This is a genomic window from Methylobacterium gossipiicola (genome assembly GCF_900113485.1).
In the GTDB taxonomy this organism is placed as follows: Bacteria; Pseudomonadota; Alphaproteobacteria; order Rhizobiales; family Beijerinckiaceae; genus Methylobacterium; species Methylobacterium gossipiicola.
On sequence record NZ_FOPM01000011.1, the window covers coordinates 42,861 to 64,530 of the forward strand.

Annotated in this window: 26 protein-coding genes; 15 read left to right on the plus strand and 11 right to left on the minus strand. The window is 67.5% G+C overall.

Going from position 1 to position 21,670, the window contains the following annotated elements; translation table 11 throughout:
* Positions 1-2 precede the first annotated feature (2 nt).
* Positions 3-1,685 (minus strand): bifunctional protein tyrosine phosphatase family protein/NAD(P)/FAD-dependent oxidoreductase, encoded by a 1,683-nt coding sequence (locus BM249_RS11315; protein WP_091971967.1) that lies wholly within the window; start codon positions 1,683-1,685, stop codon positions 3-5.
* Between the two features lie 204 nt (positions 1,686-1,889).
* Here BM249_RS11315 and BM249_RS11320 point away from each other — a divergent pair, with 204 nt between their 5' ends.
* From BM249_RS11320 to BM249_RS11335, 4 genes are all read left to right on the plus strand, one after another.
* On the plus strand, positions 1,890-2,675 hold the full coding sequence (locus BM249_RS11320) for a sulfite exporter TauE/SafE family protein (RefSeq protein WP_091971969.1): 786 nt from the start codon (positions 1,890-1,892) through the stop codon (positions 2,673-2,675).
* A gap of 73 nt (positions 2,676-2,748) precedes the next feature.
* On the plus strand, positions 2,749-2,961 hold the full coding sequence (locus tag BM249_RS11325) for a YgaP family membrane protein (RefSeq protein ID WP_091971971.1): 213 nt from the start codon (positions 2,749-2,751) through the stop codon (positions 2,959-2,961).
* Between the two features lie 35 nt (positions 2,962-2,996).
* Entirely contained in the window at positions 2,997-3,881 is an 885-nt protein-coding gene (locus BM249_RS11330) for an MBL fold metallo-hydrolase (RefSeq protein WP_091971973.1), read from the plus strand.
* Positions 3,882-3,915: 34 nt separating this feature from the next.
* Positions 3,916-4,974, plus strand: coding sequence for a YeeE/YedE family protein (locus tag BM249_RS11335; protein ID WP_091945276.1), 1,059 nt, complete (start codon positions 3,916-3,918; stop codon positions 4,972-4,974).
* Positions 4,975-4,987: 13 nt separating this feature from the next.
* Here the strand turns inward: BM249_RS11335 and BM249_RS11340 are convergent, their stop codons facing one another.
* Positions 4,988-5,341, minus strand: a complete 354-nt coding sequence (locus tag BM249_RS11340) for an ArsR/SmtB family transcription factor (protein ID WP_091945273.1) — start codon at positions 5,339-5,341, stop codon at positions 4,988-4,990.
* A 46-nt stretch (positions 5,342-5,387) separates the two neighbouring features.
* Positions 5,388-5,753, minus strand: a complete 366-nt coding sequence (locus tag BM249_RS11345) for a thioredoxin domain-containing protein (protein WP_244528708.1) — start codon at positions 5,751-5,753, stop codon at positions 5,388-5,390.
* A 156-nt stretch (positions 5,754-5,909) separates the two neighbouring features.
* Between BM249_RS11345 and BM249_RS11350 the strand changes: the two genes are divergently transcribed.
* The 10 genes from BM249_RS11350 to BM249_RS11395 all read left to right on the plus strand — a co-directional run bounded on the left by BM249_RS11350 (position 5,910) and on the right by BM249_RS11395 (position 14,174).
* Positions 5,910-6,497 (plus strand): thioredoxin family protein, encoded by a 588-nt coding sequence (locus BM249_RS11350; RefSeq protein WP_091972096.1) that lies wholly within the window; start codon positions 5,910-5,912, stop codon positions 6,495-6,497.
* Between the two features lie 169 nt (positions 6,498-6,666).
* Complete coding sequence (gene soxX, locus BM249_RS11355; protein ID WP_091971975.1) at positions 6,667-7,143, plus strand: sulfur oxidation c-type cytochrome SoxX; 477 nt, start codon at positions 6,667-6,669, stop codon at positions 7,141-7,143.
* Between the two features lie 33 nt (positions 7,144-7,176).
* Positions 7,177-7,635 carry a thiosulfate oxidation carrier protein SoxY gene (soxY, locus tag BM249_RS11360; protein ID WP_091971977.1) on the plus strand — a complete coding sequence of 153 codons (459 nt, stop codon included), beginning with the start codon at positions 7,177-7,179 and terminating at the stop codon, positions 7,633-7,635.
* Positions 7,636-7,677: 42 nt separating this feature from the next.
* Positions 7,678-8,007 (plus strand): thiosulfate oxidation carrier complex protein SoxZ, encoded by a 330-nt coding sequence (soxZ, locus tag BM249_RS11365; RefSeq protein WP_091971979.1) that lies wholly within the window; start codon positions 7,678-7,680, stop codon positions 8,005-8,007.
* A 58-nt stretch (positions 8,008-8,065) separates the two neighbouring features.
* A complete protein-coding gene (soxA, locus tag BM249_RS11370) occupies positions 8,066-8,908 on the plus strand; it encodes a sulfur oxidation c-type cytochrome SoxA (protein WP_091971981.1) in 843 nt (280 codons plus the stop codon).
* A gap of 15 nt (positions 8,909-8,923) precedes the next feature.
* Positions 8,924-10,603, plus strand: a complete 1,680-nt coding sequence (soxB, locus tag BM249_RS11375) for a thiosulfohydrolase SoxB (protein WP_091971983.1) — start codon at positions 8,924-8,926, stop codon at positions 10,601-10,603.
* Positions 10,604-10,656: 53 nt separating this feature from the next.
* Entirely contained in the window at positions 10,657-11,952 is a 1,296-nt protein-coding gene (gene soxC, locus BM249_RS11380) for a sulfite dehydrogenase (protein WP_091971985.1), read from the plus strand.
* Positions 11,936-12,613, plus strand: coding sequence for a c-type cytochrome (locus tag BM249_RS11385; RefSeq protein ID WP_091971987.1), 678 nt, complete (start codon positions 11,936-11,938; stop codon positions 12,611-12,613). Before soxC ends, BM249_RS11385 begins: the two co-directional genes overlap by 17 nt.
* A gap of 26 nt (positions 12,614-12,639) precedes the next feature.
* Positions 12,640-13,617 (plus strand): MBL fold metallo-hydrolase, encoded by a 978-nt coding sequence (locus tag BM249_RS11390; RefSeq protein ID WP_091971989.1) that lies wholly within the window; start codon positions 12,640-12,642, stop codon positions 13,615-13,617.
* A 98-nt stretch (positions 13,618-13,715) separates the two neighbouring features.
* Complete coding sequence (locus tag BM249_RS11395) at positions 13,716-14,174, plus strand: DsrE family protein (RefSeq protein ID WP_091971991.1); 459 nt, start codon at positions 13,716-13,718, stop codon at positions 14,172-14,174.
* Positions 14,175-14,342: 168 nt separating this feature from the next.
* On the opposite strand, the gene BM249_RS11400 is transcribed toward BM249_RS11395, so the two are convergent.
* Genes BM249_RS11400 through BM249_RS11415 form a run of 4 tightly spaced genes read right to left on the minus strand, consistent with a single transcriptional unit; the run spans position 14,343 to position 16,902 of the window.
* Positions 14,343-15,062, minus strand: coding sequence for a cytochrome c biogenesis CcdA family protein (locus tag BM249_RS11400; RefSeq protein WP_091971993.1), 720 nt, complete (start codon positions 15,060-15,062; stop codon positions 14,343-14,345).
* 10 nt (positions 15,063-15,072) lie between these two features.
* A complete protein-coding gene (locus tag BM249_RS11405; protein ID WP_091971996.1) occupies positions 15,073-15,459 on the minus strand; it encodes a thioredoxin family protein in 387 nt (128 codons plus the stop codon).
* A 34-nt stretch (positions 15,460-15,493) separates the two neighbouring features.
* Entirely contained in the window at positions 15,494-16,081 is a 588-nt protein-coding gene (locus tag BM249_RS11410; protein WP_091971998.1) for a rhodanese-like domain-containing protein, read from the minus strand.
* Positions 16,081-16,902 carry a quinoprotein dehydrogenase-associated SoxYZ-like carrier gene (locus tag BM249_RS11415; protein ID WP_091972000.1) on the minus strand — a complete coding sequence of 274 codons (822 nt, stop codon included), beginning with the start codon at positions 16,900-16,902 and terminating at the stop codon, positions 16,081-16,083. The genes BM249_RS11410 and BM249_RS11415 overlap by 1 nt, the downstream gene beginning before the upstream one ends.
* Positions 16,903-17,303: 401 nt before the next feature.
* Here BM249_RS11415 and BM249_RS11420 point away from each other — a divergent pair, with 401 nt between their 5' ends.
* A complete protein-coding gene (locus tag BM249_RS11420; protein WP_091945232.1) occupies positions 17,304-17,978 on the plus strand; it encodes a Crp/Fnr family transcriptional regulator in 675 nt (224 codons plus the stop codon).
* 824 nt (positions 17,979-18,802) lie between these two features.
* Here BM249_RS11420 and BM249_RS11430 read toward each other — a convergent pair.
* Genes BM249_RS11430 through BM249_RS11445 form a run of 4 tightly spaced genes read right to left on the minus strand, consistent with a single transcriptional unit; the run spans position 18,803 to position 21,602 of the window.
* Positions 18,803-19,087, minus strand: a complete 285-nt coding sequence (locus tag BM249_RS11430; RefSeq protein ID WP_091972002.1) for a putative quinol monooxygenase — start codon at positions 19,085-19,087, stop codon at positions 18,803-18,805.
* Between the two features lie 18 nt (positions 19,088-19,105).
* Positions 19,106-20,020: a hypothetical protein gene (locus tag BM249_RS11435; protein ID WP_091972004.1), complete on the minus strand. Its 915-nt coding sequence runs from the start codon at positions 20,018-20,020 to the stop codon at positions 19,106-19,108.
* Positions 20,017-21,318, minus strand: coding sequence for a Fic/DOC family protein (locus BM249_RS11440; protein WP_091972006.1), 1,302 nt, complete (start codon positions 21,316-21,318; stop codon positions 20,017-20,019). Before BM249_RS11440 ends, BM249_RS11435 begins: the two co-directional genes overlap by 4 nt.
* Entirely contained in the window at positions 21,315-21,602 is a 288-nt protein-coding gene (locus tag BM249_RS11445; protein WP_091972098.1) for a hypothetical protein, read from the minus strand. The genes BM249_RS11440 and BM249_RS11445 overlap by 4 nt, the downstream gene beginning before the upstream one ends.
* Positions 21,603-21,670 lie beyond the last annotated feature (68 nt).

Genomic DNA, 21,670 nt, shown 5'->3' on the forward strand with positions numbered 1-21,670 from the left:
GCTCAGGCGGCCTTATCGACCGCCTGCGGCTTGGCCAGCCATTCCCGGCCCTTGAGCATCGCCTTCCAGTAGATCGGTGGCAGCATCCGCTCCTTCAGGAGCCACGCCATGTGGCTCGGCTTGGTGCCATCGATTAACCATGCAGGGAAGCTCGGCATCAGCTTGCCGCCGTAGCCGAATTCGGCGAGCAGGATTTTGCCCCGCTCCACCGTCAGCGGGCACGAGCCGTAGCCGTCGTAGGCGACGTCTGGCCCGCGCAGATGGCCCATGTCGACGAGCAGGTTGTGAGCCACCACCGGTGCCTGCTTGCGCGCGGCGGCGGCGGTCTTGGCGTTAGGCGTGTTGCAGGCATCGCCGAGCGCGTAGATTCCGGGCAGGCGCACATGGCGCAGGCTCGCCGGATCGACCTCGACCCAGCCGGCGCCATCGGCGAGTGGCGAGGCGCGGATGAAGTCGGGCGCCCGCTGCGGCGGCACCACGTGGATCATGTCGAACGCTCGCTCGACCGTCTCGCTGCCGCCGTCCTCGCTCTTGCGCGAGAACCACGCGCGCTTGGCCGGACCGTCGATCCGCACCAGGGTGTGCTGGAAGTGGAGCCCTGCCTCATAGCGTCTGACGTACTCCATCAGCGCCGGGACATACTCCTTCACGCCGAACAGGACCGGGCCGGCATTGTAGAGTTCGACCGCGATGTCCTTGAGCCGTCCCTGGCGCAGCCAATGGTCGGCGGAGAGGTACATCGCCTTCTGCGGTGCGCCTGCGCATTTGATCGGCATTGGCGGCTGCGTGAACACGGCCCGGCCGGAGCGAAGGTTGCGGACGAGGTCCCAGGTATAGGGCGCGAGATCGTAGCGGTAGTTCGAGGTCACGCCGTTCCGCCCGAGCGTCTCGGTCAGCCCTTCGATGCCGCCCCAGTCGAGCTTCAACCCAGGCGTGACCACCAGACGGTCGTAGCGAACCGTCCGGCATCCCCCCAAGATCACCGCCTTGCGCTCCGGCTCAAAGGCCGTAACCGCCGATTTGATCCAGTGCACGCCCTTGGGGATCAGCGAAGCCATGGTCCGAGCCGTGCCTGCGGGGGCGAATACGCCGCCGCCGACCATGGTCCACCCGGGCTGGTAGTAATGGATGTCGGCCGGGTCGATCACGGCAATGTCGAGATCGGGTTTGCGTGCCTTCAGGCTCGCGGCGACGGCGATGCCGCCCGCGCCGCCTCCGACGATGACGACGCTGTGGAAGAGATCCTCCGTTTCCCTCGGCGGTGATCCATTCGCGGCAATGCGCCGGAGCGCGCCGCTCACGTCGTAGCCTGCAGCAGTGGCGACAGCGGCGCTTTCGGTCGTCGCGCCGCCGGCTTTTCCCTCGCTGAGCGCCCACAGCGTCGCGGAGCGGGTGCCCGTGCGGCAATAAGCGAGCACCGGCCTGGGCAGGGTCGCCAGAGCCTCGGCGAAGGCATCGACCTCCGCGTCCGATATCGCTCCCGAGACGACGGGCAGATACCGCGCCTCGAGTCCCTGTGCTTGGGCGGCGGTATCGATCTCGGCAAAGCTTGGCTGATCGCCACCCTCGCCGTCGGGCCTATTGCAAATCACGGAGCGAAAGCCCGCCCGGGCCGCTGCCGCGAGTGCATCTGGGACGATCTGGCCGGAAACCGACAGGTGAGAGGCGAGGCGTCTGGCGTCCATAGGAAGGATCCTCAATTCACTTTTATATGATGTGAATTACGAAAATATGAAAACACAGATTGACACCCCACGCAAGTCACCGCACAGTCAGGCCATCGGCGCCGCCTTCGATTCATTAAATTATGGATCGAAGGATCGCCGTCCGCATCGTGACGGCCGAGGCTCGGAGACGCTTCCACCGCGGCGCTTGGAGAACCATTGCCGATGAGCGCACTTCCGGCCGTTCTGTCGGGCACCGGTGTCGGCTTTACCCTCGGCCTGATCGGGGGCGGCGGCTCGATCCTGGCGACCCCGCTGCTGCTCTACGCGGTCGGCCTCGCCCAGCCGCATCTCGCCATCGGGACGGGAGCGCTCGCCGTGGCCGCCAACGCTTTCCTGACGCTGGCCGGTCACGCGCGGGCCGGTAACGTGCGCTGGCGCTGCGCCGCCGTCTTCGCCCTCGTGGGGATCATCGGTGCCTTAGCCGGCTCCAGTCTTGGCAAGGCGGTGGACGGACAGCGCCTGCTGTTCTTGTTCGCCCTTCTAATGATCGTCGTTGGGGGCCACATGCTGCGCGGGCGACGGAACCTCACCGGCCCGGCTGAACCGGTCGGTTGCGGCCCGGTGCCGAGCGGAAGGGTCGTTGCCGTGGCCTTTTCGGTCGGAGTGCTGTCCGGCTTTTTCGGGATCGGCGGCGGCTTCCTGATCGTGCCCGGTCTCGTCTTCGCGACCGGCATGCCGCTGATCACGGCCGTTGGCACCTCGCTGCTTGCGGTCGGCGCCTTCGGTCTCGCCACTGCGTTGAACTATGCCCTTTCCGGCATGGTCGATTGGGTGGTGGCGGGGGAGTTCATCGCCGGCGGCTTCCTCGGCGGCTTCCTCGGCATGCGGCTCGCAAACCGCCTCGCCGGCTACAAGGGCGTGCTCAACACGGTGTTCGCCGCCGTGATCTTCGTGGTCGCCGGCTACATGCTCTACCGCAACGCCGGTGCGTTCGCCGCGACGTCCTGACCTTCACCGAGGCGGGCGCTCGGTGCCTCGCCCGCTTCGTCAATCATCTCCGGCACCGTTTCGGAGTGCGATCATGACCACCAACGTGGGGAGGGCCGACCGCATGCTGCGCCTAGTCGTTGGCTTCATCGTCGCCGGGCTGGGCCTGACGATGCTCACCGATATCTGGGCTTACGTCGCCGTCGGCATCGGCGTGGTGCTCGCGCTGACCGCGTTGGTCGGCTCCTGCCCCGCATACACGATCCTCGGCCTCAACACCTGCCGCCGCAGGATTTCCGGCGCCTGAACCACGGCAAGCCTTTCACCGACAGGAGACAATCCATGTCCGAACCGATCATCCGCGCCTTCTTCGACGAGCCCACCAACACCGTGAGCTACATCGTGGCCGATCCCGTAACGAAGGCAGCCGCCTTCATCGATCCGGTCCTCGACTACGACCACAACGGCGGCAGCGTCGACACACGTTCGGTCGAGGCGATGCTGAAGGTCGCGACCGAGGAAGGCTATCGCGTGGTCTGGACGCTGGAGACCCACGCCCATGCCGACCACCTGTCCGGCTCCCCCTACGTCAAGGCGAAGACCGGCGCGCGAATCGGCATCGGCGAGCATATCCGCGAGGTCCAGAAGATTTTCCGGCCGGTCTTCAATGCCACCGACCTGAGGACCGATGGCAGCGACTTCGACCATCTGTTCACGGATGGCGAGACGTTCGGGATCGGCGACCTGACCGTCTCCGTTCTCTACACCCCCGGCCATACGCCGGCCGACATCTGCTACCGCATCGGCAACCACGTCTTTGTCGGCGACACGCTGTTCATGCCCGATTTCGGCACGGCCCGGGCCGATTTCCCAGGCGGGGACGTGCACGCGCTCTACCACTCGATCCGCCGTCTCCTCGCCCTGCCGCCCGAGACGCGGCTGCACCTGTGCCACGACTACAAGGCTCCGGGGCGGGATACCTATGCCTGGGAGACGACGGTCGCCGAGCAGCGCCGAAGCAACGTCCATGTGAAGGAAGGGGTGAGCGAGGATGCGTTCGCGGCGATGCGCACGGCCCGAGACGCCACGCTTGCCGCCCCGCGCCTGCTCCTGCCCTCGATCCAGGTGAACATCCGCGCCGGCAAATTTCCACCGGCGGAGGCCAACGGCGTACGGTACCTGACGATCCCGGTGAAACTCAACGGTGGCGCCGAGGCCGCCGTTTGATACCGGATCGCGGATAGGGGACGAACCGGGCGTGATGTTGGAGTTTCTGCCGGCGCATCTCCTCCGCGCGGCTTTCGGCCTCGTTCTGGGAGCCTTGCTCGGTCTCGTCGCTCGACGCGGGCGGTTCTGCACCCTCGGCGCCGTCGAGGATGCCGTCTACGCCCGCGACATGCGCCGGGCGCGCGCTTGGATGCTCGCCACGGGCGTGGCGATCCTGGGCGCGCATCTGTTGGAGGCGTTCGCCGAACTCGATCTCGCCCGTTCGCTTTATGCCGGCTCCCGCCTCGAATGGGGGGGCCTGATCGTCGGCGGCGTCATGTTCGGGTTCGGGATGGCGCTCGTCGGAACCTGCGGTTTCGGGGCGCTGCTGCGTCTCGGCGGCGGGGATCTGCGCGCTTTCCTCGTGCTGCTGGTGCTGGGCCTGTCCGCCTCCATGGCCATCGGAGGCCTGACGGGTCTCCTGCGCGTACCGGCGACCGAGCCGTTGAGTCTCGACCTCGACGGAGCCGGGGCGCAGCGGCTCGGCGTCCTCCTCGGGCTCGACCGGACGCGGCATGGCTTGCTGGGTCTTGCGGTGGTGGCGTCCCTGGCTCTCGCCTGCGTGGCCCTCGCCGGACGCGACTTCCGGGCGACCCGCCGGCTCCTCTTCGGCGCACTCGTCGTCGGGAGCGTCATCGTCGGCGGCTGGTGGGTCAACGGCATCGTCGGCGACGATGCGTTCGAGCCGCGCACGCTCGTGTCCTTCAGCTTCGCCCGTCCCGTCGGGGACACGCTCCTCTACGCGATGCTCGCCAGCGGAACGAAGGTCGATTTCGGAGTCGGGTCCGTCCTCGGGGTGATCCTGGGGGCCTTCGCTGCGGCGCGCGGCTCGGGCGAGTTCCGCTGGGAAGCCCCCGACGATGCGCGCGAGGTCGGGCGCCACGTCCTCGGAGCGTTCCTCATGGGGACCGGGGGCGTGACGGCCCTGGGCTGCACCATCGGCCAGGGCCTGAGCGGACTCTCGACGCTGTCGGTCGGCTCGATGCTCGCCCTCGCCTCGATCCTCGTTGGCGCGCGCGCAGGCCTGTACTACCTCGTCGACCGGCACGCCTGACCGGACGCGCCGCTCAACGACTCCGCGCGTCGCAGAAGGCGCGGTGCAGGGCCGCGATGATCTCGCGGACCTCGGGCCGGGCGAGGGCGTAGTAGATGTTCTTCCCATCCCGGCGCGCCTCCACGAGATCGTCGGCGCGCAGGCGGGCGAGCTGCTGCGAAACCGCCGGCTGGCGCAGGTTCAGCAACTGCTCCAACTCCGAAACGGACCGCTCGCCCTCGACCAACAGGCAGAGGATCACGAGCCGGGCTTCGTGGGCGAGCGCCTTCAGCAGCTCGCTCGCGTCGCGGGCATTGGCGAGCAGCAGATCGAGGTCGAGCGTGCCCGGCTCCGGGCCGGTCGTCACCGTTTCCGCCTGAAGCGGCATTTTCGCATCCTCTCAAACATGGGCCTCGGGCAACTCTCATGCCCGGTCAAGGCGAAGGCGGCCGCCGGCCGACCAGAGCTTCGATCCGGGCCCAGAAGAAATCCTCTCCCGAATAGCCCTCGATCCGATCGACTTCGCGGCCCTCCTCGACGAGGACGAAGGTCGGTGTGTAGCGGATCGGGCCCTTCAGCGTGAGTCCGGCGGGAATGCCGTCGCCGAGCGCGACGCGCCGCAACGGCGCGCGCCGCCCAACCTCCGACTTCGGATAGATCGGCCCGATCGTGCGGTTCCAGATCGTGCACCACGGGCAACCCGCCAGTTCGAAGAGCACGAGTTCGGCCGCCATCGCGTTCGAGGCAATGAAAAGGAAGCCGCCTGCCAAGACCATCACCGATCGGCGCGTCGCCCGCATCACGCGTCCTCGCTTAAGCGCTGTCGGCCGTCCACTATATAGCAAAATGCGAATGTGTTTCGAGTGGCTCTCCTATCGCCGTTGCCCGCCTCGTCGGCTTCTCCTACACATGCATAAAATCGAATATCGGCCGGGAGGGCTGCCACGATGGCGATCATGCTGACGCGACGCCGGTTGCTGAGTGGCGGCGTCGCGGGGCTGGCGTGCAGCTCCCTTGCCGGCCGGGCTCGGGCCCAGGCCGTCCTCGGTGACGACGGCCTCTATCATCAGCCCTGGTTCCTCGAGAGCTTCCTGGACCTCGCCGACGACCTGCGCGCGGCCGGCGCGCACGGCCGGCGCCTCGCAATCCTGTGGGAGCTGCGCGGCTGCCCGTTCTGCAAGCGGCTGCACCAAGTGAATTTCGCCGACGCCGCCGTCAGCCGGTACATCCGAAAAAACTTCGATATCCTCCAGCTCAACATCATCGGAGCCCGCGAGGTCACGGATTTCGATGGCGAGCGCCTGCCCGAGAAAAGGTTCGCCGCAAAGTACGGCGTCTACTCGACCCCGATGGTGCAGTTCTTCGGAGAGACGGCAGAGACCCTCGCCGGCAAGCCTCCGGCGCAGCGGGAGGTCCTGCGCATGAAGGGCTATGTACCGCCCGAGGAGTTCCGGCGCACCTTCGCGTTCGTGGCCGAGCGCGCCTACGGAAGCACCGATCTCGAAACCTACCTCGCCCGTCCGGCACCCGGAGGCGGCGAATAGTTTTATCGCCGGCAGGTCGCGACGTAGAAGTTTTTTTCTTGACTCGGACGATGCCCCGGTCAAATTTGCAATAATTCGCATATGTCGATGGGTTGAGGCCCGCCGATACAGCGAGCGGTCGGGACCGACCGCGCAAGCCGCTCCAGACGGCACATCGAGGAAACGCCAGATGCGCAGGCAGATCCATGCCTTGGCGGTCGCGGGAGCTTGCGCTCTGGCGACGACCGCCGGAGCGGAGACGGGTTCGGGCGGCCTCGCGCCGTTCCGGATCGTCGCCGCCGACGGGACGGACGCCATTCCCGATTCCCTCACCGACAAGGCCGGTGATGCCGCCGCCGGCGCCAAGGTCGTGGTGAACCGCCGTCAGGGCAATTGTCTCGGCTGCCATCAGGTCTCGTCGCTCAAGACGGAATCGTTCCACGGAGAGGTCGGCCCCTCCCTCGACGGCGTCGCCGGCCGCTGGAGCGCGGCGCATCTGCGGATGATCGTGGTCAATCCAAAGCACGTCTTCGGCGAGGCGACGGTGATGCCGGCCTTCTACCGGATCGACGGATTGAGCCGTGTCCGCACCGAGTTCCAGGGCAAGCCGATCCTCACCGCCCAGCAGGTCGAGGACGTGGTCGCCTACCTCACCACCCTCAAGTGATCCAACCCTGACCTGACCCGGGAGCCGCTTCCGATGAGAGACGCAATGAACCGCCGCCAAGCCCTGGCCCTGGGCACCGGCGCCGTCGTGGCCGCGACGCTGTCCCTGCGCGCCGGACCGGCGTGCGCGGCCAGGAACAACAGCGAGGAAGCCATCAAGGCGTTCACCCGCGGCAAGGAGCCGGTCAGGGGGAAGGTCAAGCTCGAACTCCCCGAGATCGCCGAGAACGGCAACACCGTGCCGATGACGGTGAGCGTCGATGTGCCGATGACGGAGGAGAGCTTCGTCGAGGAGGTGATGATCGTCGCCGAAGGCAATCCGAATCCCGGCGTCATCAGCTTTCATTTCACGCCGTCGAGCGTCGCCGAAGCCAACACGCGCATCCGCCTCGCTGAGACCCAGAACGTCGTCGCGATCGCCCGCATGAACGACGGCTCGGTCTTCAGCGACGTCCGCCAAGTGAAGGTCACCATCGGCGGCTGCGGCGGCTGACGTCTGGACGAACAAGAGACAGCACGAGACCCGGAGGACGACATGGCCGACGTGAAACCGCGGATCAAACTGGACAAGAAGGACATCGCCAAGGGCGGCGTCATCGAGGTGAAGACGCTCGTCTCGCACACGATGGAATCTGGTCAGCGCAAGGATAAGGATGGCAAGACCATCCCGCGCAAGATCCTGAACACCTTCAGCTGCGATTTGAATGGAAAGACGATCTTCAGCGCCAATATGGAGGGTGCCGTATCGGCCAACCCTTACTTTCAATTCAAGATCAAGCCCGCCGAGTCGGGAACCTTGACTTTCACTTGGACCGACGACGACGGCTCCAAGATCCAGGCCACGGAGCAGATCAAGGTCTCGTGACGCTTGCCCGGGGCCTCCCGCCCCGCAGCGCCTGCCAACGCCCGAGTCGGAGCCCCCCATGCCGTCCGTTCCCCTTCGCGTGGCCCTGGCCGCCGCCGTGATCCTGGCTTCCGCCGTGGCGCCGCAGGCGCAGGACGGAGCGGAGCGGCCGGCTTGGCAGGGACACGGCATCAAGCCGCAGAGCCCCGATTCTCCGTTCGATCAGGTCGTCTCGGGCCTGTATTTCCGCTCGAAGGAGACGCAGGCCATGCAGGCCGACGACTTCAACAATCCGGGCTTCCTCGCCGTGGAGCAGGGCGAGGAACTCTGGTCGAAGGTCGACGGGGCGGCGGGCAAGTCCTGCGCGAGCTGCCACAACGAGGCGGCGACCTCCATGAAGGGTGTCGCGGCCGCCTATCCGAAGTGGAACGAGAAGCTCAGTAAGCCGGTCAATCTCGAACAGCGAATCGACCTCTGCCGCAAGGGGGCGATGAAGGCCGAACCCTACGCCTTCGGTTCGCCCGAACTCACCGCCATGACGACTTACCTTCGCAACCAGTCCCGGGGGATGCCGGTCGCCGTGAAGGTGGACGGGCCGATGACGCCCTGGTTCGAACGCGGCAAGGCGCTCTACTACCAGCGCAACGGCCAACTCGACCTCGCTTGCGCGAATTGCCACGAGAAGAACCATGGCAAGTATCTCCGGGCCGACTTCCTCAGCCAGGGGCAGAGCAACGGATTCCCCGTCTACCGCCTGCGCGACCAGCGGCTGGTGCCGCTCCACGAGCGCATGGAGGGCTGCATGCAGGATGTCCGGGCCACGCCGTTCAAGCCGCTCTCCGACGAGTTCCTCGCCCTGGAGACCTACGTCGCGTGGCGCGGCCTCGGCCTTCCGGTCGAGACGCCCGCCGTGCGCAATTGAGGGCCTGATCCCACCATGACCTCACGCCGCGACTTCCTCCAGATCGCCGCCGCCACCGCGGCCCTGGTGCCGACGGGCTGGACCCGCGCCTTCGCCCAGCAGCGCCTGACCCAGGACGACCTGCTGGCCTTCGAGCCGATGGGCAACGTCACCCTGGTCCATCTCACCGACATCCACGCGCAGTTGCGGCCGGTGCTGTTCCGCGAGCCTTCGACCAATCTCGGGGTGGGCGAGGCGCGCGGTCAGGTCCCCCACGTCACCGGACGCGCCTACCTCGACCTCTACGGCATCCCCGGCGGCTCGCCGCTGGCCTATGCGCTGACGCCGGAGGACTACGTCGCCTTGGCCCGCAGCTACGGCCGGATGGGTGGCCTCGACCGCATCGCCACGGCGCTCGACGCGATCCGCGCCGAGCGCGGCGACAAGGTGCTGTTCCTCGATGGCGGCGACACTTGGCAGAACAGCTACACCTCAATGGTGAGCAAAGGCCAGGACATGGTCGACTGCATGGCGCTGCTGAAGCCCGACGCCATGACCGGCCACTGGGAGTTCACCCTCGGCACCGAGCGGGTGAAGGAGATCGTGGACGGGCTCGGCTGCCCGTTCCTCGGCCAGAACGTCCGCGACGCCGAGTGGAACGAGCCGGCTTTCGAATCCACGAAGATGTTCGAGCGCGGCGGCGCGAAGGTCGCGGTAATCGGGCAAGCCTTCCCCTATACGCCCATCGCCAATCCGCGTTGGATGATTCCGAATTGGTCCTTCGGCATTCGTGAGGAGGATGTCCAGGCGAGCGTCGACAAGGCCCGGAAAGAGGGCGCCGACCTTGTCGTGCTGCTCTCCCACAACGGCTTCGACGTCGACCGCAAACTCGCCTCGCGGGTGAAGGGAATCGACATCGTCCTCACCGGCCACACGCACGATGCGCTGCCGCAGGCGGTGAAGGTCGGCAACACCCTCCTCATCGCTTCGGGCAGCCACGGCAAGTTCCTCACCCGTGTCGACCTCGACGTGCGGGACGGCGCCGTGAAGGGCTACCGCTCGAAGCTCATCCCGATCTTCTCCGACGTGATCGCCCCGCAGGCGGCGATGGCGGCCAAGATCCAGGCGATCCGGGCGCCCCACGAAGTCATGCTGGGGGAGGAACTCGGCCGGACCGAGGCCCTGCTCTACCGGCGCGGCAACTTCAACGGCACCCTCGACGACATGATCTGCGACGCGCTGCTCGCCGAGCGGGAGGCCGAGATCGCGCTCTCGCCGGGCTTCCGCTGGGGCACGACCCTGCTACCCGGTCAGCCGATCACCCGCGAGGACATCTACAACGCCACCGCCATCACCTACCCGGCGGCCTACCGCACGACCATGACCGGCGCCCGGCTCAAGGAGGTGCTGGAGGACGTGGCCGACAACCTCTTCAACGAGGACCCGTATTATCAGCAGGGCGGCGACATGGTGCGGGTCGGCGGCGTCTCCTACGCCATCGACATCGCCCGCCCGGCCGGACAACGCATCTCCGACCTGACGCTCCTGCGCACCGGCAAGCCGATCGAGGCGGGGGCGTCCTACACCGTGGCCGGTTGGGCCAGCGTCAACGAGGGCACCGAGGGGCCGCCGATCTGGGACGTCGTGGCCGCGTATGTCCGGCGGAAGGGCACGGTGAGCCCGACGCCGGCGCAAGTCACCGTCCGCGGCGCATAACCGCGCCCAAAACATTCACGCATCAGAATACATGAAACAGTTCGGAGAGACCCATGTCTAAACCGAAGCAACGCCCCGATGCGTCGCGGCCGACCTCCCGGAGATCGTTTCTGCGCAGCGGTCTGGCGCTCGGCGGCGCTGTCGGAGCCGGCGCCTTCGCCGGCCGGGCCGCCGCCGAGACGTCGGACGCCAAGAACCTGCCGCCGAACGTGCCGGAGTGGTCGCAATCCCTCGGCGACGGCGTCGTCAGCCGGCCCTACGGCCGCCCCTCGAAGTTCGAGGCGGACGTGGTTCGCCGCGACGTCGAGTGGTTGACCGCCTCGCGCCAGAGTTCGGTCAGCTTCACGCCGCTGCACCGGCTGGAGGGCATCATCACGCCGAACGGCCTCGGCTTCGAGCGTCATCACGGCGGCATCGCCGAGATCGACCCGGCCGCGCATCGGCTGATGATCCACGGCCTCGTCGAGAAGCCGCTGATGCTGACGCTGGAGGACGTGAAGCGCTTCCCCCGCGTCAACCGCATCGCCTTCCTCGAATGCGCAGCCAATTCCGGCATGGAGTGGAAGGGTGCCCAGCTCAACGGCTGCCAGTTCACCCACGGCATGATCCACTGCGTGATGTACACCGGCGTGCCGCTCAAGCGCCTGCTGGAAGAGGCGGGACTCAAGACCAACGCCAAGTGGCTGCTGCCGGAGGGGGCCGACGCGTCGGCCATGACCCGCTCGGTGCCGATCGAGAAGGCGCTTGACGACGCCATCGTCGCTTACGCCATGAACGGCGAGGCGCTCTATCCCGAGCACGGCTATCCCTTGCGCCTCGTCCTGCCGGGCTGGCAGGGCAACATGTGGGTGAAGTGGTTGCGCCGGATCGAGGTCGGCGACGAGCCCTGGCACACCCGCGAGGAGACCTCGAAATACACCGCCCTCCTGCCGGACGGGCAGGCCCGGCGCTTCACCTGGGCCATGGACGCGAAGTCCGTCATCACCGATCCGAGCCCGCAGGCGCCGTTGCACCGCAAGGGCTTCACGGTGCTCTCGGGCCTCGCCTGGTCAGGCCGCGGCGCGATCCGAAGCGTGGACGTCTCGCTCGACGGCGGGCGCAACTGGCGCGCCGCCCGCCTCGACGGGCCCGTGCTTGATAAGGTGCTGACGCGCTTCTACTACGAGTTCGACTGGAACGGAGACCCGCTGCTGCTGCAGTCCCGCGCCGTCGACGAGACCGGCTACGTCCAGCCCACCAAGGCGGCGTTGCGCCAGCACCGCGGCCTCAACTCGATCTACCACAACAACGGTATCCAGACCTGGCACGTGCTGCCCAACGGGGAGATCGAGAATGTCGAGGTCGCCTAACCGCACCCTCATCGCCCTCGCCGGCCTGTTCCTCGCGGTCGCCCCGGCTGCGGCGGAGCGGCTGAACATCGGGCGCGCCGCGACGCCCGACGAGATCAGGGGCTGGGACATCGACGTGCGCCCCGACGGCCAGGGCCTGCCCGTCGGCAAGGGCACGGCGGCGCTCGGCGAGACGATCTTCCAGGAGCGTTGCGCCAGTTGCCACGGCGAGTTCGGCGAGGGCGCCGGCCGCTGGCCCGAACTCGCGGGCGGCGCCGGCACGATCAAGTCGGACAGCCCGGTCAAGACCGTCGGCTCGTACTGGCCCTACGTCTCGACCGTGTTCGACTTCATCCATCGGGCGATGCCGTTCGGTGCGGCGCAGACGCTGACGCCCGACGAAACCTATTCGGTCACCGCCTACCTTCTCTATCTCAACGACATCCTGAAGGATCAGAACTTCGAGGTGAACGAGAAGAACCTCGCCACCATCCGCCTGCCGAACGAGAAGAACTTCTTCATGGACGACCGCGAGACCGCGGAGAAGGAATTCTGGAACGCCAAGCCCTGCATGAAGGACTGCCTGCCGAAGGAGGCGGCCATCACCAGTCGCGCCCGCGCTCTCGACGTGACCCCCGAGAAGGCATCCGAGGCGGCCAAGCCGTCGGCGCCGGTCCAGTAGGCTGCGGCAATCCGGGAGGTCCGACGATGCCCGAGGTTCAGAACGCGGTGAGGCCCGGATCGCATGCTTCGACGTGCGACAGGCGGGCGGTCGTCGCCGGCATGACGGCGCTGCTGGCAACCGCTTGGCCGACTGGGCGGACAGCCGCCGCTCCGGCGGAAGCCGTCGAGGCCGGCAAGGACACTAGCAAGGGCACGGTGGAGACGGTCAGCGATGGCACGCTGTCGTCGTCCCTCGGCTTCATGCTTCCCGCGGCCCCGCGCGCCGAGGTCGATGCGCTGTTCGAGACCGCGGGAGAATCCGTCGAAGCCAGCCCGATCCCGACGAACGTGTCCGTCGTGCGCGTCGGAGACGAGGTCATCCTGATCGATGCGGGTTCCGGCAATTCCTTTCAACCGACGGCGGGCAAACTTGGGGACACGCTGGAGGCGGCCGGTGTCGCGCGCGAGGCGGTCACCCGAGTCGTGTTCACGCACGCCCACCCCGACCACCTCTGGGGCGCCATCGACGATTTCGACGACAGCGAGCGGTTTCCCAATGCCCGCTACGTCGTGCCGGCCGCGGAATGGGACTTCTGGACCCGCGACGACGTCGAGACGACGGTGCCGGACTGGCTGAAAGGTTTGGCGGTCGGCTCCCGGCGCACGCTCAAGCGCCTGGAAGCCAAGATGGAGCGGCGCAAGCCCGGCGAGACCGTCGCGCCGGGCCTCACCTACGTGGCGACGCCCGGGCACACGCCGGGGCACGCCTCGGTCCTCGTCGAGGCGGGGCGTGAGCAGATCCTGATCGGTGGCGACGCCCTCAGCCATGCGCTCATCTCCTTCCGCCGGCCCGGCTGGGCGTTCGGAAGCGACCTCGACCGCGATCTGGCGATTCGCACCCGTCTTGCTCTGCTCGACCGCTTGGCCAACGAGCGGATGACGCTCGTCGGATTCCACTTGCCAGGCTCGGGTGTCGGCCGCGTCGAGCGATCCGGCGACGCCTTCCGGTTCGTGCCTGCCTGAGCCGAGCCTCCGCGGAATGACGCCGTCAGGTCCGTTCGAGCAAAAGCCCTTACGCAGCGTCGGGGGCCAACGACATCGCAAGAGCGGGAGGATCGAACATGATGATGTCACGCAGGGGCGTGTCGGGCATCGCGACGCTGATGGCCACGCTGGTAGCCACGCGGGCCAGGGCCGCCGAGACCGGCGTGAAGACGCACCGGGTCGCGGTGCAGGTGAGCACGAACGATGCCGGCGTGTTCGATCTCGCCCTCAACAACGCCGTCAACCTCGCGCGTGAATACGGCGAGGCCGCCGAAGAGGTCGAGATCGAGATCGTCGCCTACGGTCCAGGGCTGCACATGGTCCGGGCCGATACCTCACCGGCCAAGGCCCGCATTCACTCCGTAACGGACAGTGTCCCGGGCATCGTCCTCTCGGCCTGCGGCAACACCATCACTGCCATGGAGCGCGCGGAAGGGCACCGGTTGGAACTGTTGCCCAATGTCGGCGTGGTGCGCGCCGGTGCCGTCCGGCTGGTGACGCTGCAGGAGGCGGGCTGGAGTTATCTGCGTGTCTGATCGGCGTTCGTGGCAAGGACGATCGAAGCTTCCCTGATTGTCGCATCGCCGTCGCGGGTGCGCAGCGCGATCCGTTCGAGACCTCCCACGTCCCGGGCCTGGGCACCGCAAGGCATCGGGACGAGGCAGGGAGACAGGATTGGACGAGACGCATCGGTGATCGGGCCCTCAGAGGCGCGTGGTGAGGTCGGTGAGCCAAGAAGGCGAAGCGTTCACAAGCGCGGTTTCGATGGCCTTGTCGTAGCCCGATAGGATCACGGCTCCGCTCACCACCAGGATCAGGCCCAGCGCGGCCTTCAGACCCTTGCCGGCGCTCATCATGCGGTTGCGCCAGCGCATGAGGACCTCCCGCGACAGGGTGCCGAGAAGCAGGAGCGGAAGCGCCGCGCCGACGCCGAAAAGGAACATGGTCAAGGCGACGGTGCCGAGATCACGACCCTGGGAAGCCAGGAGCGAGGCGGCGCCCAGCGTCGGGCCGACGCAGGGGCTCCAGACGGCGCCGAGCAGGAGGCCGACGCCAAACTGGCCGAGGAGGCCGGCGGTCGAGAAGCCGCCGAACCGGGTCTCGGTGCAGTCGCTAACCGGTCCGGCGGCCACCGCCAGCCGCGTCTGGACCGCCGGTACCATCAGGACGAGGCCGACCAGAACCAGCAGGATCGCGGCGACGGTGCGGAAGACGTCGGTGTCGAGCCCGATGGCGAAGCCGACCGTGGCGACGAACAGGCCGATCACGACGAAGGACAGCGCGAGACCGGCGGCCAGCGCCGCGGGGCCCAGGCGGTGCTCGGAAGCGGCCGCGCCGAGCACCAAGGGCAGGAGCGGCAGCACGCACGGCGACAGGACGGAAAGGATGCCGGCGAGGAAGGCGAGGCCGAGGGTGGCGACCATGGGTTTCGCCTCAGAGCGCCTTTTCCACGAGGCCTTCGATCCACTCGGGCTGGGTCTCGCCGATGGAGCGCCCGACCTCCTTCTCGCCCTTGAACGCGATCAACGTGCTTTGCATGCGGGCGTTGAGCGCCTTGAGAGCTGGCTTCTGGCTGTCGAAGTCGACGTCGAACACCTGCAGGTCCTTGAACCGCGGGTCGGACCCGAGCTTAGCCAGGATGGGCTTCTGCGTCTTGCAGATCGGGCACCAGGGCGCGCTGATCTCGACCAGGATCGGCTTGCCGGCCTTCTGCGCGGCGGCCAGGGCTTCCGGCGTGTACGGTAGGAAGTCGGCGGCCTGGGCCGGGACGATCCCGAGCGGTGCCGCCGCAAGGAGGGCGAGGAGGGTACGGCGGATCATCGAGGCGAGCCTTCGGGATGGAGGATGATGGTCGTCATTGGCCGACGGTCGACTTCGGGCGTGCGGCCCATCGCGCGTCGGGCCGTGACACGGCTGTGTCATGGCCGTCCTGCCAGCCCTCTATGCCCTGCGGGAACCAGTGGACTTTCCGGTAGCCCAGGGCGACGAGGCGCTTGCCGAGGTTCCAACTGCCCCAGCAGTCGGGGTGGCAGTAGGTGACGATGGGCCTTTCGAGGTCGCCCCCGGTGAGATCGGCGACCCGTGCCTTGAGGGCGTCCTGGGCGGCCGCGTCGAGGTCCCCTTCACCCGAGCCCGGCAGCCACGTGCTTCCTGGGATGTTGCGGTGGATGGGGAACCACAGGCCGCCCGGAGGCAGGCCGGCGGGCTTCCGGTCGACCTCCGAGACGTCGAGAAGCACCGGCTTATGCTCCTCGATCAGCTTGGCGACCTCACCGGCATCGACGACGGTGGCTCCTGCGAGGGTCTGCGGCGTGTAGCCGTGCAGCGCCCCCTGCCAGTAGCCGTCGGGCTCCCGCACGCCGACGGGCGAGTCGGCGGGCGCTGCGGCGGTCAGGAACACGGCGGCCGCGGCCACGATGGGAAGGCGGAGCACGGGTCGCATCAGTTGCTTGCCGAACGAACCGGAAAGCTTTTCTCCCAGTGGCCACCCTGGTTGTCCGTGGCGGTGACCTTCATCGGGCCGGCGCCGTCAGGCAGGTAGCCGAAGTTGATGACGGGGTTCGCCGAGATCGAGATGTCCCCGTCCATCGTGAAGACGCTCTTGTCGCCGTAGCTGACGGTGATCTTCTGGATGTAGCGGGCCGGGGTGTAGTCGCGCGTCACTTGGTTCATCTGCATGCCCGAGAAGTTCGGGTGGCGGATCATCAGGGTCGCCTGGACGGGCTTGCCCGGCTGCGTCTCGCCGAACTTCATGCGCATGTCGCCCATGCCCTGCATCGCCTCCTCGTCGCTCATGCCCATCGGTGCCGAGCAGCCGCCGGACGCCTTCACGTACTCCGTGGCCTCCTGGAACGTGCCGTCCTTCATCTTCGCGACGGCATGGACGTCGGTGTAGTTGTTGACGCGCACGCGGAGCTTGAGCTCGCTGGGGTCGGCCGCCGGGCCGAAGACGAAGTGGGCGGCGTACGGCGTCGGGTTGTCGTCGATGATGAGCGACAGCTCCGCGACGTTGTCCTTGTCGGGCACGGTCAGGGTGATCGGCACGAGGGAGGCGTCGTCCGCCCGCTTCGGGGCGTCGATCTTCACCGCCTTGCCCCCGGACTGGATCTTGGCGTCGCCGAAGATCTGCTGCTTGATCTCGCCCCAGCGCTCGGCGCGTTGGTTGTCGGAGTCGCCCGCCGCGGCATGCGCCGATCCGGCGGCGATCAGGATGGGCAGGGTTAGGCCCGCCAGCAGGGCGGTCGTCGGGCGCGATGATGCCATGGCGTTTGCTCCTCCATTGTCGTCATGCCTGCCGTTCGCAGGTCCGATTGAGGAGACGGTAGCCCTTATCCGGCCGGGCGTCGGTGACCTGGGTCACGCAAGTCGGCAGCCGCTCACGATTCTCTCAGAAACGGGCGCGGCGGCGGGTTCAGGGGGGAGGTCGCCTCACAGGGCGGTCGGGATTCGGACGCCGCCGGCGTAGGTCTTCGTGCGTCGAGGTGCCCTGGGACGGCATGGTTTTGCGTCCCGGTGATCGGCTTATGGGACCTCGCGGGAGATGGTATGCCGTAGGGGCCGAACGAGCCGGTGACCTTAGGTAACACCGGCCTGGAACGGCGGGAGAAACTTCCAAGAACGACCGGGCGGTCATGCATCGCGCCGGCGGCAGGCGGATGTCACATATGCCGGACAACCATCAGGTCGAGCGCTGGATCGAGCGCTTCCCCCTCATCAAGGGCTTCTCCGCCGCCCATCTGCAGATCGCGCGCGGCACGGTGCACTTCCCCGTCCTCGAAGCCGGGGCCGTCGCATACGAGCTCGATGGCGCCTGCGCGAACTACCTCATGTGCATCGACGGTCGGACCCGCGTGTTCCGCATGTCGGAGGGCGGGCGCGAGGTGCTGATCTACAAGGTCGGCGCGGGCGGGACATGCGTGCTCACCACCCAGTGCCTGTTGGCCGGCGGGGGCTTCCCTGCCGAGAGCATCGCGGAGGAGCGCACCGAACTTGCGGCGATCCCGGCCTCGACGTTCCAGCAGTTGATGGCGGAGAGCCCGGAGTTTCGAAGCTTCGTCCTCGACGACTATTCCCGGCTCATGGCGAGCATGTTCACGCTGATCGAGGAGGTGGCTTTCGCGCCGCTGGAGCAAAGGCTTGCCCGTCGGCTCCTCACGGAGGCCGGCCCCGACGGCGTCGTCCACAAGACCCACCAGCAACTCGCCGCCGACGTGGGCAGCGTCCGCGAGGTCGTCAGCCGCATCCTGGCACAATGGGCCGAGGCCGGTCTCGTGATCCTGCGGCGCGGTCAGGTCGAGATCGCCGACCGCGCGGCCCTGGCCTCCAACCGCCTCCATTAGTCGACGGGGTCCGGTTATCCGAGCACCATCAGGGAACGGCGGAACGGAGCCCGTCGACGAGACCGTCACTCCTGAGGGGCGGCAACGCTTGCTGCGACGAATGGTAGGAGCATCACGGTACCGCCGCATGCTTCGCCACTTACTGCCAGTACGGCTTGGTACCCAACGTCCAGCGGCGACCGACACGAGGCGCTTTGCACCCTGGCTGGGCATCCGCGCGTCATCCGGCCCGGCGGGCGTAGCGTCCCTCGTCGCGAGGCTCGAAGTAGCGCCCGAACGACACCCGCACGTCCATCTTCTTGAGGGTCGCCGGGGGAAAGCGGCTCCTTGTGCAAGGTGGCGCCGCGGAGCGTCACGGCTCTGAGCTCCGGCAGGATCTCGGTAGGCGTCAGGGGCCCCCGCTCAACGAGCACCTCGGCTATCTCTTGCCTGACGCGGGCCCAGAACTCTTTGGCCTCGAAGCGGTCAAGCTGGTTCTCGACCTTGGCGAGGCGCAGCTGGACGCGCCCGGCCTCGTCCTCGGTGGCCTCGGCATGGGCGGCGAGCGCAGCATTCCCGACCTGAGGTCTTGTAGCCTCCCGGCCAGACCATTCCGTGCTGAATCCGCTGGCGAGCGAAGAGCGGCCATTCCAGCGTTTGTGGCAGAAGGTCCGGTAGTGGCGCGAAGCCGTCGTTCGGCGGACGGATGCTGAACAGCGGCCGTCCACTCTGAGCGGACAGCCCACTACCGACGCACCCCAGTCAATTCGACCGCCGTTGGCACTTCCAAAAAGCGGCGTTCGATAGCTGTCTGGCAACTTGAGCTTGAGGTGGGCAATCGTACTTCAGGCCGGCTTACTGCTCGCAACGTGATGCAGCTGAACATCGGCCTTAATAATCATACTTTTTATATCTGGCGACGGGCCCTCGCCACGAAATCTAAGCAAATCGCTCTCGGTATCCCACTCCTCATAGACAACGACGACGTTAGGTTCGATCGGGTCCGCGACCACAACGAATGATCGACATCCTCTTGCCTCTCGCGCCACCGAAATAACCTCATGCGTCAAGGCAAGAAAGGCACCTCTTTGTCCGGGGCTGAGCATAATAATACCAGAAACGATAATCATGCTATACTCTGATTTGGCCTAATAACTCGTCACCACCGACTGCAAGGTCGGATCGACATGGCGTAGCCATGCATAATCCGGAAAGAACAGCCGGCCCGTCGGCAGGGCAAGGCTCGCCAGTTGGGTGACGGCGTCGTCCAGCGTGGCGGCGCCTTCGATCAGATCGTGGACCCGATCGAGCATATCGATGTCCCGGCCGGCTTGATCCGAGATCGCCATCACCATGAGGCTCCGCAGGTCGGCCTGGGTCACTGTAAGCGGCGGGGCGGCCGGATCCGCGGCGAAGCGGTCCGAAGCCGTCCAGGCGGCCTTCAGCACGCTGGCGTGAGCCTTCCGGTCCTTGAGCGGGGCCGCAGCGTCGATCGTAAGGAACAGGACGGCCGCGAATTGCCAGGGTACCGATTCCGCCACGCCCTCCACCGCCCGCGCGTCGCGCAGGTCGCGCAGCCCCGCGAACGGGTTGGCGACGGCGACCGGCGCGGGCGCATCGGTCTCGTCCGCGCCTGAGGGCGAGCGAACCCGGCAGAGCGGCGGCGCGAACTTCGCCAGGATGACCTCCTGCGAGAACTCTGGAGCGGGTGCCGTGATGAGGACCTCGATGTGCTCGCGGCTGCGCTTGCGCCAAGCCAGACAGCCCAGAAGCGCGGTGAGCCCTGTCGCCACAAGGCCGAAGCCGACCGACGACTTGTAGATCGAGACGAAGGCGAAGGGCTGCCCGGCCGGCATGGTCATGAAGTACTGGCCCCAGCCGGTGAACCGCCACAGGGTGGCGGTCTCGGCGAGGCGCATGCCGGCATAGACCTGCCCGAGGATCGGCGAGAAGGTCCACCAGAGCAGACCCAGCATGGCCATGGTGGCCAGGCCGATGGCGCCGAGGGCGACGATCCGGCCGGGGCTGACGGTCGTGATCGGCTCGCGGAACAGGGGCGTCATGCCGAGCGTCCCAGGGACGGCTCGTCCCGGCCGAGCGTCTGCTGCTGGGCAAGGCTCGTCTGCAGCTTGTCGTCGGCGACCACAGCCTTGAGCAGCGGCTTCAGAACCGCGCGGATCTCCTCCAGGCTCTGGCCCTGAGGGAGCAGCTTCCTGGCTTCACCGGACAAGCCTTCGATCAGCACGGCCGACCCCTCGCGCCCGAAGCGGTCGATCAAGCTCCGGTCGATCTGGCGCACTTCCTGGGCCAACCGGGGATCCGCGGCGATCTCCTGCGGCGAGCGCGTCTTCAGGGCCTCGGCGAGGGCTTCGCTCGGCCCCGGGATCTCGATGGCGTTGCGGCCGACCTCCTCCGGTCGCTGGTCGTTCAGGGCCAGGAGGCTCGCCGGGATCAGGACCCGGCCGACGATCTGGGAGCGCACGGCCTCCTCGCGCGGCTGTTCCCTCTCGGGGCGTCGGCCTTCGGGCAGCACCCGGACGTCGACGCGGTCGTTGTTGCGCGGCATCGTGTGGAAGGCGGTCAGCGGCACGGCCGAGACCTGCCGGGAGTCGCGGATCAGGGCATGATGATAGCTCGTGGCGATCACCTGCCCGCGGACCTGGGCGCCCGGCTCGGGCAGGACGATGCGCGGCGCGCCCATCAGGCGCAGCGCCTCCACCGCGTCGGCCGACAGGCGGCCGAGCACCGGATGCGCCCGCATCTCCTCCGAGTAGCGCGCGTTCTGGATCGTCTCGGCCAGCGGCCGGATCTTGCCGCGGGTGGCGAGGACGAGGGCGTCGCGGGTCTCGCTCGGCACCCGGTTGATGAGGCCCTGGTCGAGCGGCTGGCGGTGGTGGCGAGCGTGCTGCTCCATGAAGGCGAGCAGGGTCCGGGTGTTGCCCTCCCGGAACGGGTGGGCCTGCCACAGGGTGGAGAAAGCCTGGGCGTAGGCGACCGTCGGCCGGTCCTGCTTCAAGTCGCCCGGGGGCTGGCGGAGGCGGTCCAGCGCCGACCGGGCATGGCTCTCGATCGCCGCCGGCGGGCTGTAGGCCACGCTCTTGCCCTGGAGCACGATCTCGGGCTTCCACAGATCGATCGTGCGGGTCTCGCCCGCCCACGGGTAGATCTCACCGAACAGCCGCTTATGGATCGCGGCGTAGTGCGCCAGGTCGAAGTTTCCGAGCACCGGCTCCTTCTGCAACTGCTTCAAGGCGCGCAGGGAGACGAACATCTCGCGCTCGGCCAGAGCCTGCGGATCGCGGATGTCGGCGGTGTTCCGCAGGACGTCGGTGCCCTCGTAGACGTAGGGATCGGCGCTCATGCCGCCTCTCCCCGGCCGAGGGCCCGCCGGGCATCGAGCGCCGTGAACACCTCGTCCTGGGTGACGAGGCCGGCGTCGGTCAGCACGGCACCGAGATGCACCCGCACGCTGACTTCGTTGCCCGAGCCGCGCATGATCGCCGCGGCCTGCTCATCCTCGTAGGTCATCAGCGCCATGAGGAACGGGGCCAGTTCGGCCTCGTCGACGCCCGAGGCGATGGCCTCGAGCAGGGTCACGGCTTCCTCGCGCTGGGTCACCAGCGACGGCAGATCACGAAAGCTCATGGTGTCGTCCCCTTCGGTCGGCCCGGCCGGCACCGGGCTCATCTCTCGTTCCCGTCCCCTGACGGCCC

Coding starts and splice junctions, on each gene's coding strand:
- BM249_RS11340 (WP_091945273.1), bottom strand. CDS start 5,341: ATGCCGCTTCAGGCGGAAACGGTGACGACCGGCCCGGAGCCGGGCACG.
- BM249_RS11415 (WP_091972000.1), bottom strand. CDS start 16,902: ATGGCATCATCGCGCCCGACGACCGCCCTGCTGGCGGGCCTAACCCTG.
- BM249_RS11335 (WP_091945276.1), top strand. CDS start 3,916: ATGTTGGAGTTTCTGCCGGCGCATCTCCTCCGCGCGGCTTTCGGCCTC.
- BM249_RS11430 (WP_091972002.1), bottom strand. CDS start 19,087: ATGATTATCGTTTCTGGTATTATTATGCTCAGCCCCGGACAAAGAGGT.
- BM249_RS11440 (WP_091972006.1), bottom strand. CDS start 21,318: ATGAGCGCCGATCCCTACGTCTACGAGGGCACCGACGTCCTGCGGAAC.
- BM249_RS11410 (WP_091971998.1), bottom strand. CDS start 16,081: ATGCGACCCGTGCTCCGCCTTCCCATCGTGGCCGCGGCCGCCGTGTTC.
- soxA (WP_091971981.1), top strand. CDS start 8,066: ATGCCGTCCGTTCCCCTTCGCGTGGCCCTGGCCGCCGCCGTGATCCTG.
- soxB (WP_091971983.1), top strand. CDS start 8,924: ATGACCTCACGCCGCGACTTCCTCCAGATCGCCGCCGCCACCGCGGCC.
- BM249_RS11435 (WP_091972004.1), bottom strand. CDS start 20,020: ATGACGCCCCTGTTCCGCGAGCCGATCACGACCGTCAGCCCCGGCCGG.
- BM249_RS11445 (WP_091972098.1), bottom strand. CDS start 21,602: ATGAGCTTTCGTGATCTGCCGTCGCTGGTGACCCAGCGCGAGGAAGCC.
- BM249_RS11330 (WP_091971973.1), top strand. CDS start 2,997: ATGTCCGAACCGATCATCCGCGCCTTCTTCGACGAGCCCACCAACACC.
- soxC (WP_091971985.1), top strand. CDS start 10,657: ATGTCTAAACCGAAGCAACGCCCCGATGCGTCGCGGCCGACCTCCCGG.
- BM249_RS11350 (WP_091972096.1), top strand. CDS start 5,910: ATGCTGACGCGACGCCGGTTGCTGAGTGGCGGCGTCGCGGGGCTGGCG.
- BM249_RS11400 (WP_091971993.1), bottom strand. CDS start 15,062: ATGGTCGCCACCCTCGGCCTCGCCTTCCTCGCCGGCATCCTTTCCGTC.
- BM249_RS11405 (WP_091971996.1), bottom strand. CDS start 15,459: ATGATCCGCCGTACCCTCCTCGCCCTCCTTGCGGCGGCACCGCTCGGG.
- BM249_RS11395 (WP_091971991.1), top strand. CDS start 13,716: ATGATGATGTCACGCAGGGGCGTGTCGGGCATCGCGACGCTGATGGCC.
- BM249_RS11345 (WP_244528708.1), bottom strand. CDS start 5,753: ATGCGGGCGACGCGCCGATCGGTGATGGTCTTGGCAGGCGGCTTCCTT.
- BM249_RS11420 (WP_091945232.1), top strand. CDS start 17,304: ATGCCGGACAACCATCAGGTCGAGCGCTGGATCGAGCGCTTCCCCCTC.
- BM249_RS11315 (WP_091971967.1), bottom strand. CDS start 1,685: ATGGACGCCAGACGCCTCGCCTCTCACCTGTCGGTTTCCGGCCAGATC.
- BM249_RS11320 (WP_091971969.1), top strand. CDS start 1,890: ATGAGCGCACTTCCGGCCGTTCTGTCGGGCACCGGTGTCGGCTTTACC.
- BM249_RS11390 (WP_091971989.1), top strand. CDS start 12,640: ATGCCCGAGGTTCAGAACGCGGTGAGGCCCGGATCGCATGCTTCGACG.
- soxY (WP_091971977.1), top strand. CDS start 7,177: ATGAGAGACGCAATGAACCGCCGCCAAGCCCTGGCCCTGGGCACCGGC.
- soxX (WP_091971975.1), top strand. CDS start 6,667: ATGCGCAGGCAGATCCATGCCTTGGCGGTCGCGGGAGCTTGCGCTCTG.
- BM249_RS11325 (WP_091971971.1), top strand. CDS start 2,749: ATGACCACCAACGTGGGGAGGGCCGACCGCATGCTGCGCCTAGTCGTT.
- BM249_RS11385 (WP_091971987.1), top strand. CDS start 11,936: ATGTCGAGGTCGCCTAACCGCACCCTCATCGCCCTCGCCGGCCTGTTC.
- soxZ (WP_091971979.1), top strand. CDS start 7,678: ATGGCCGACGTGAAACCGCGGATCAAACTGGACAAGAAGGACATCGCC.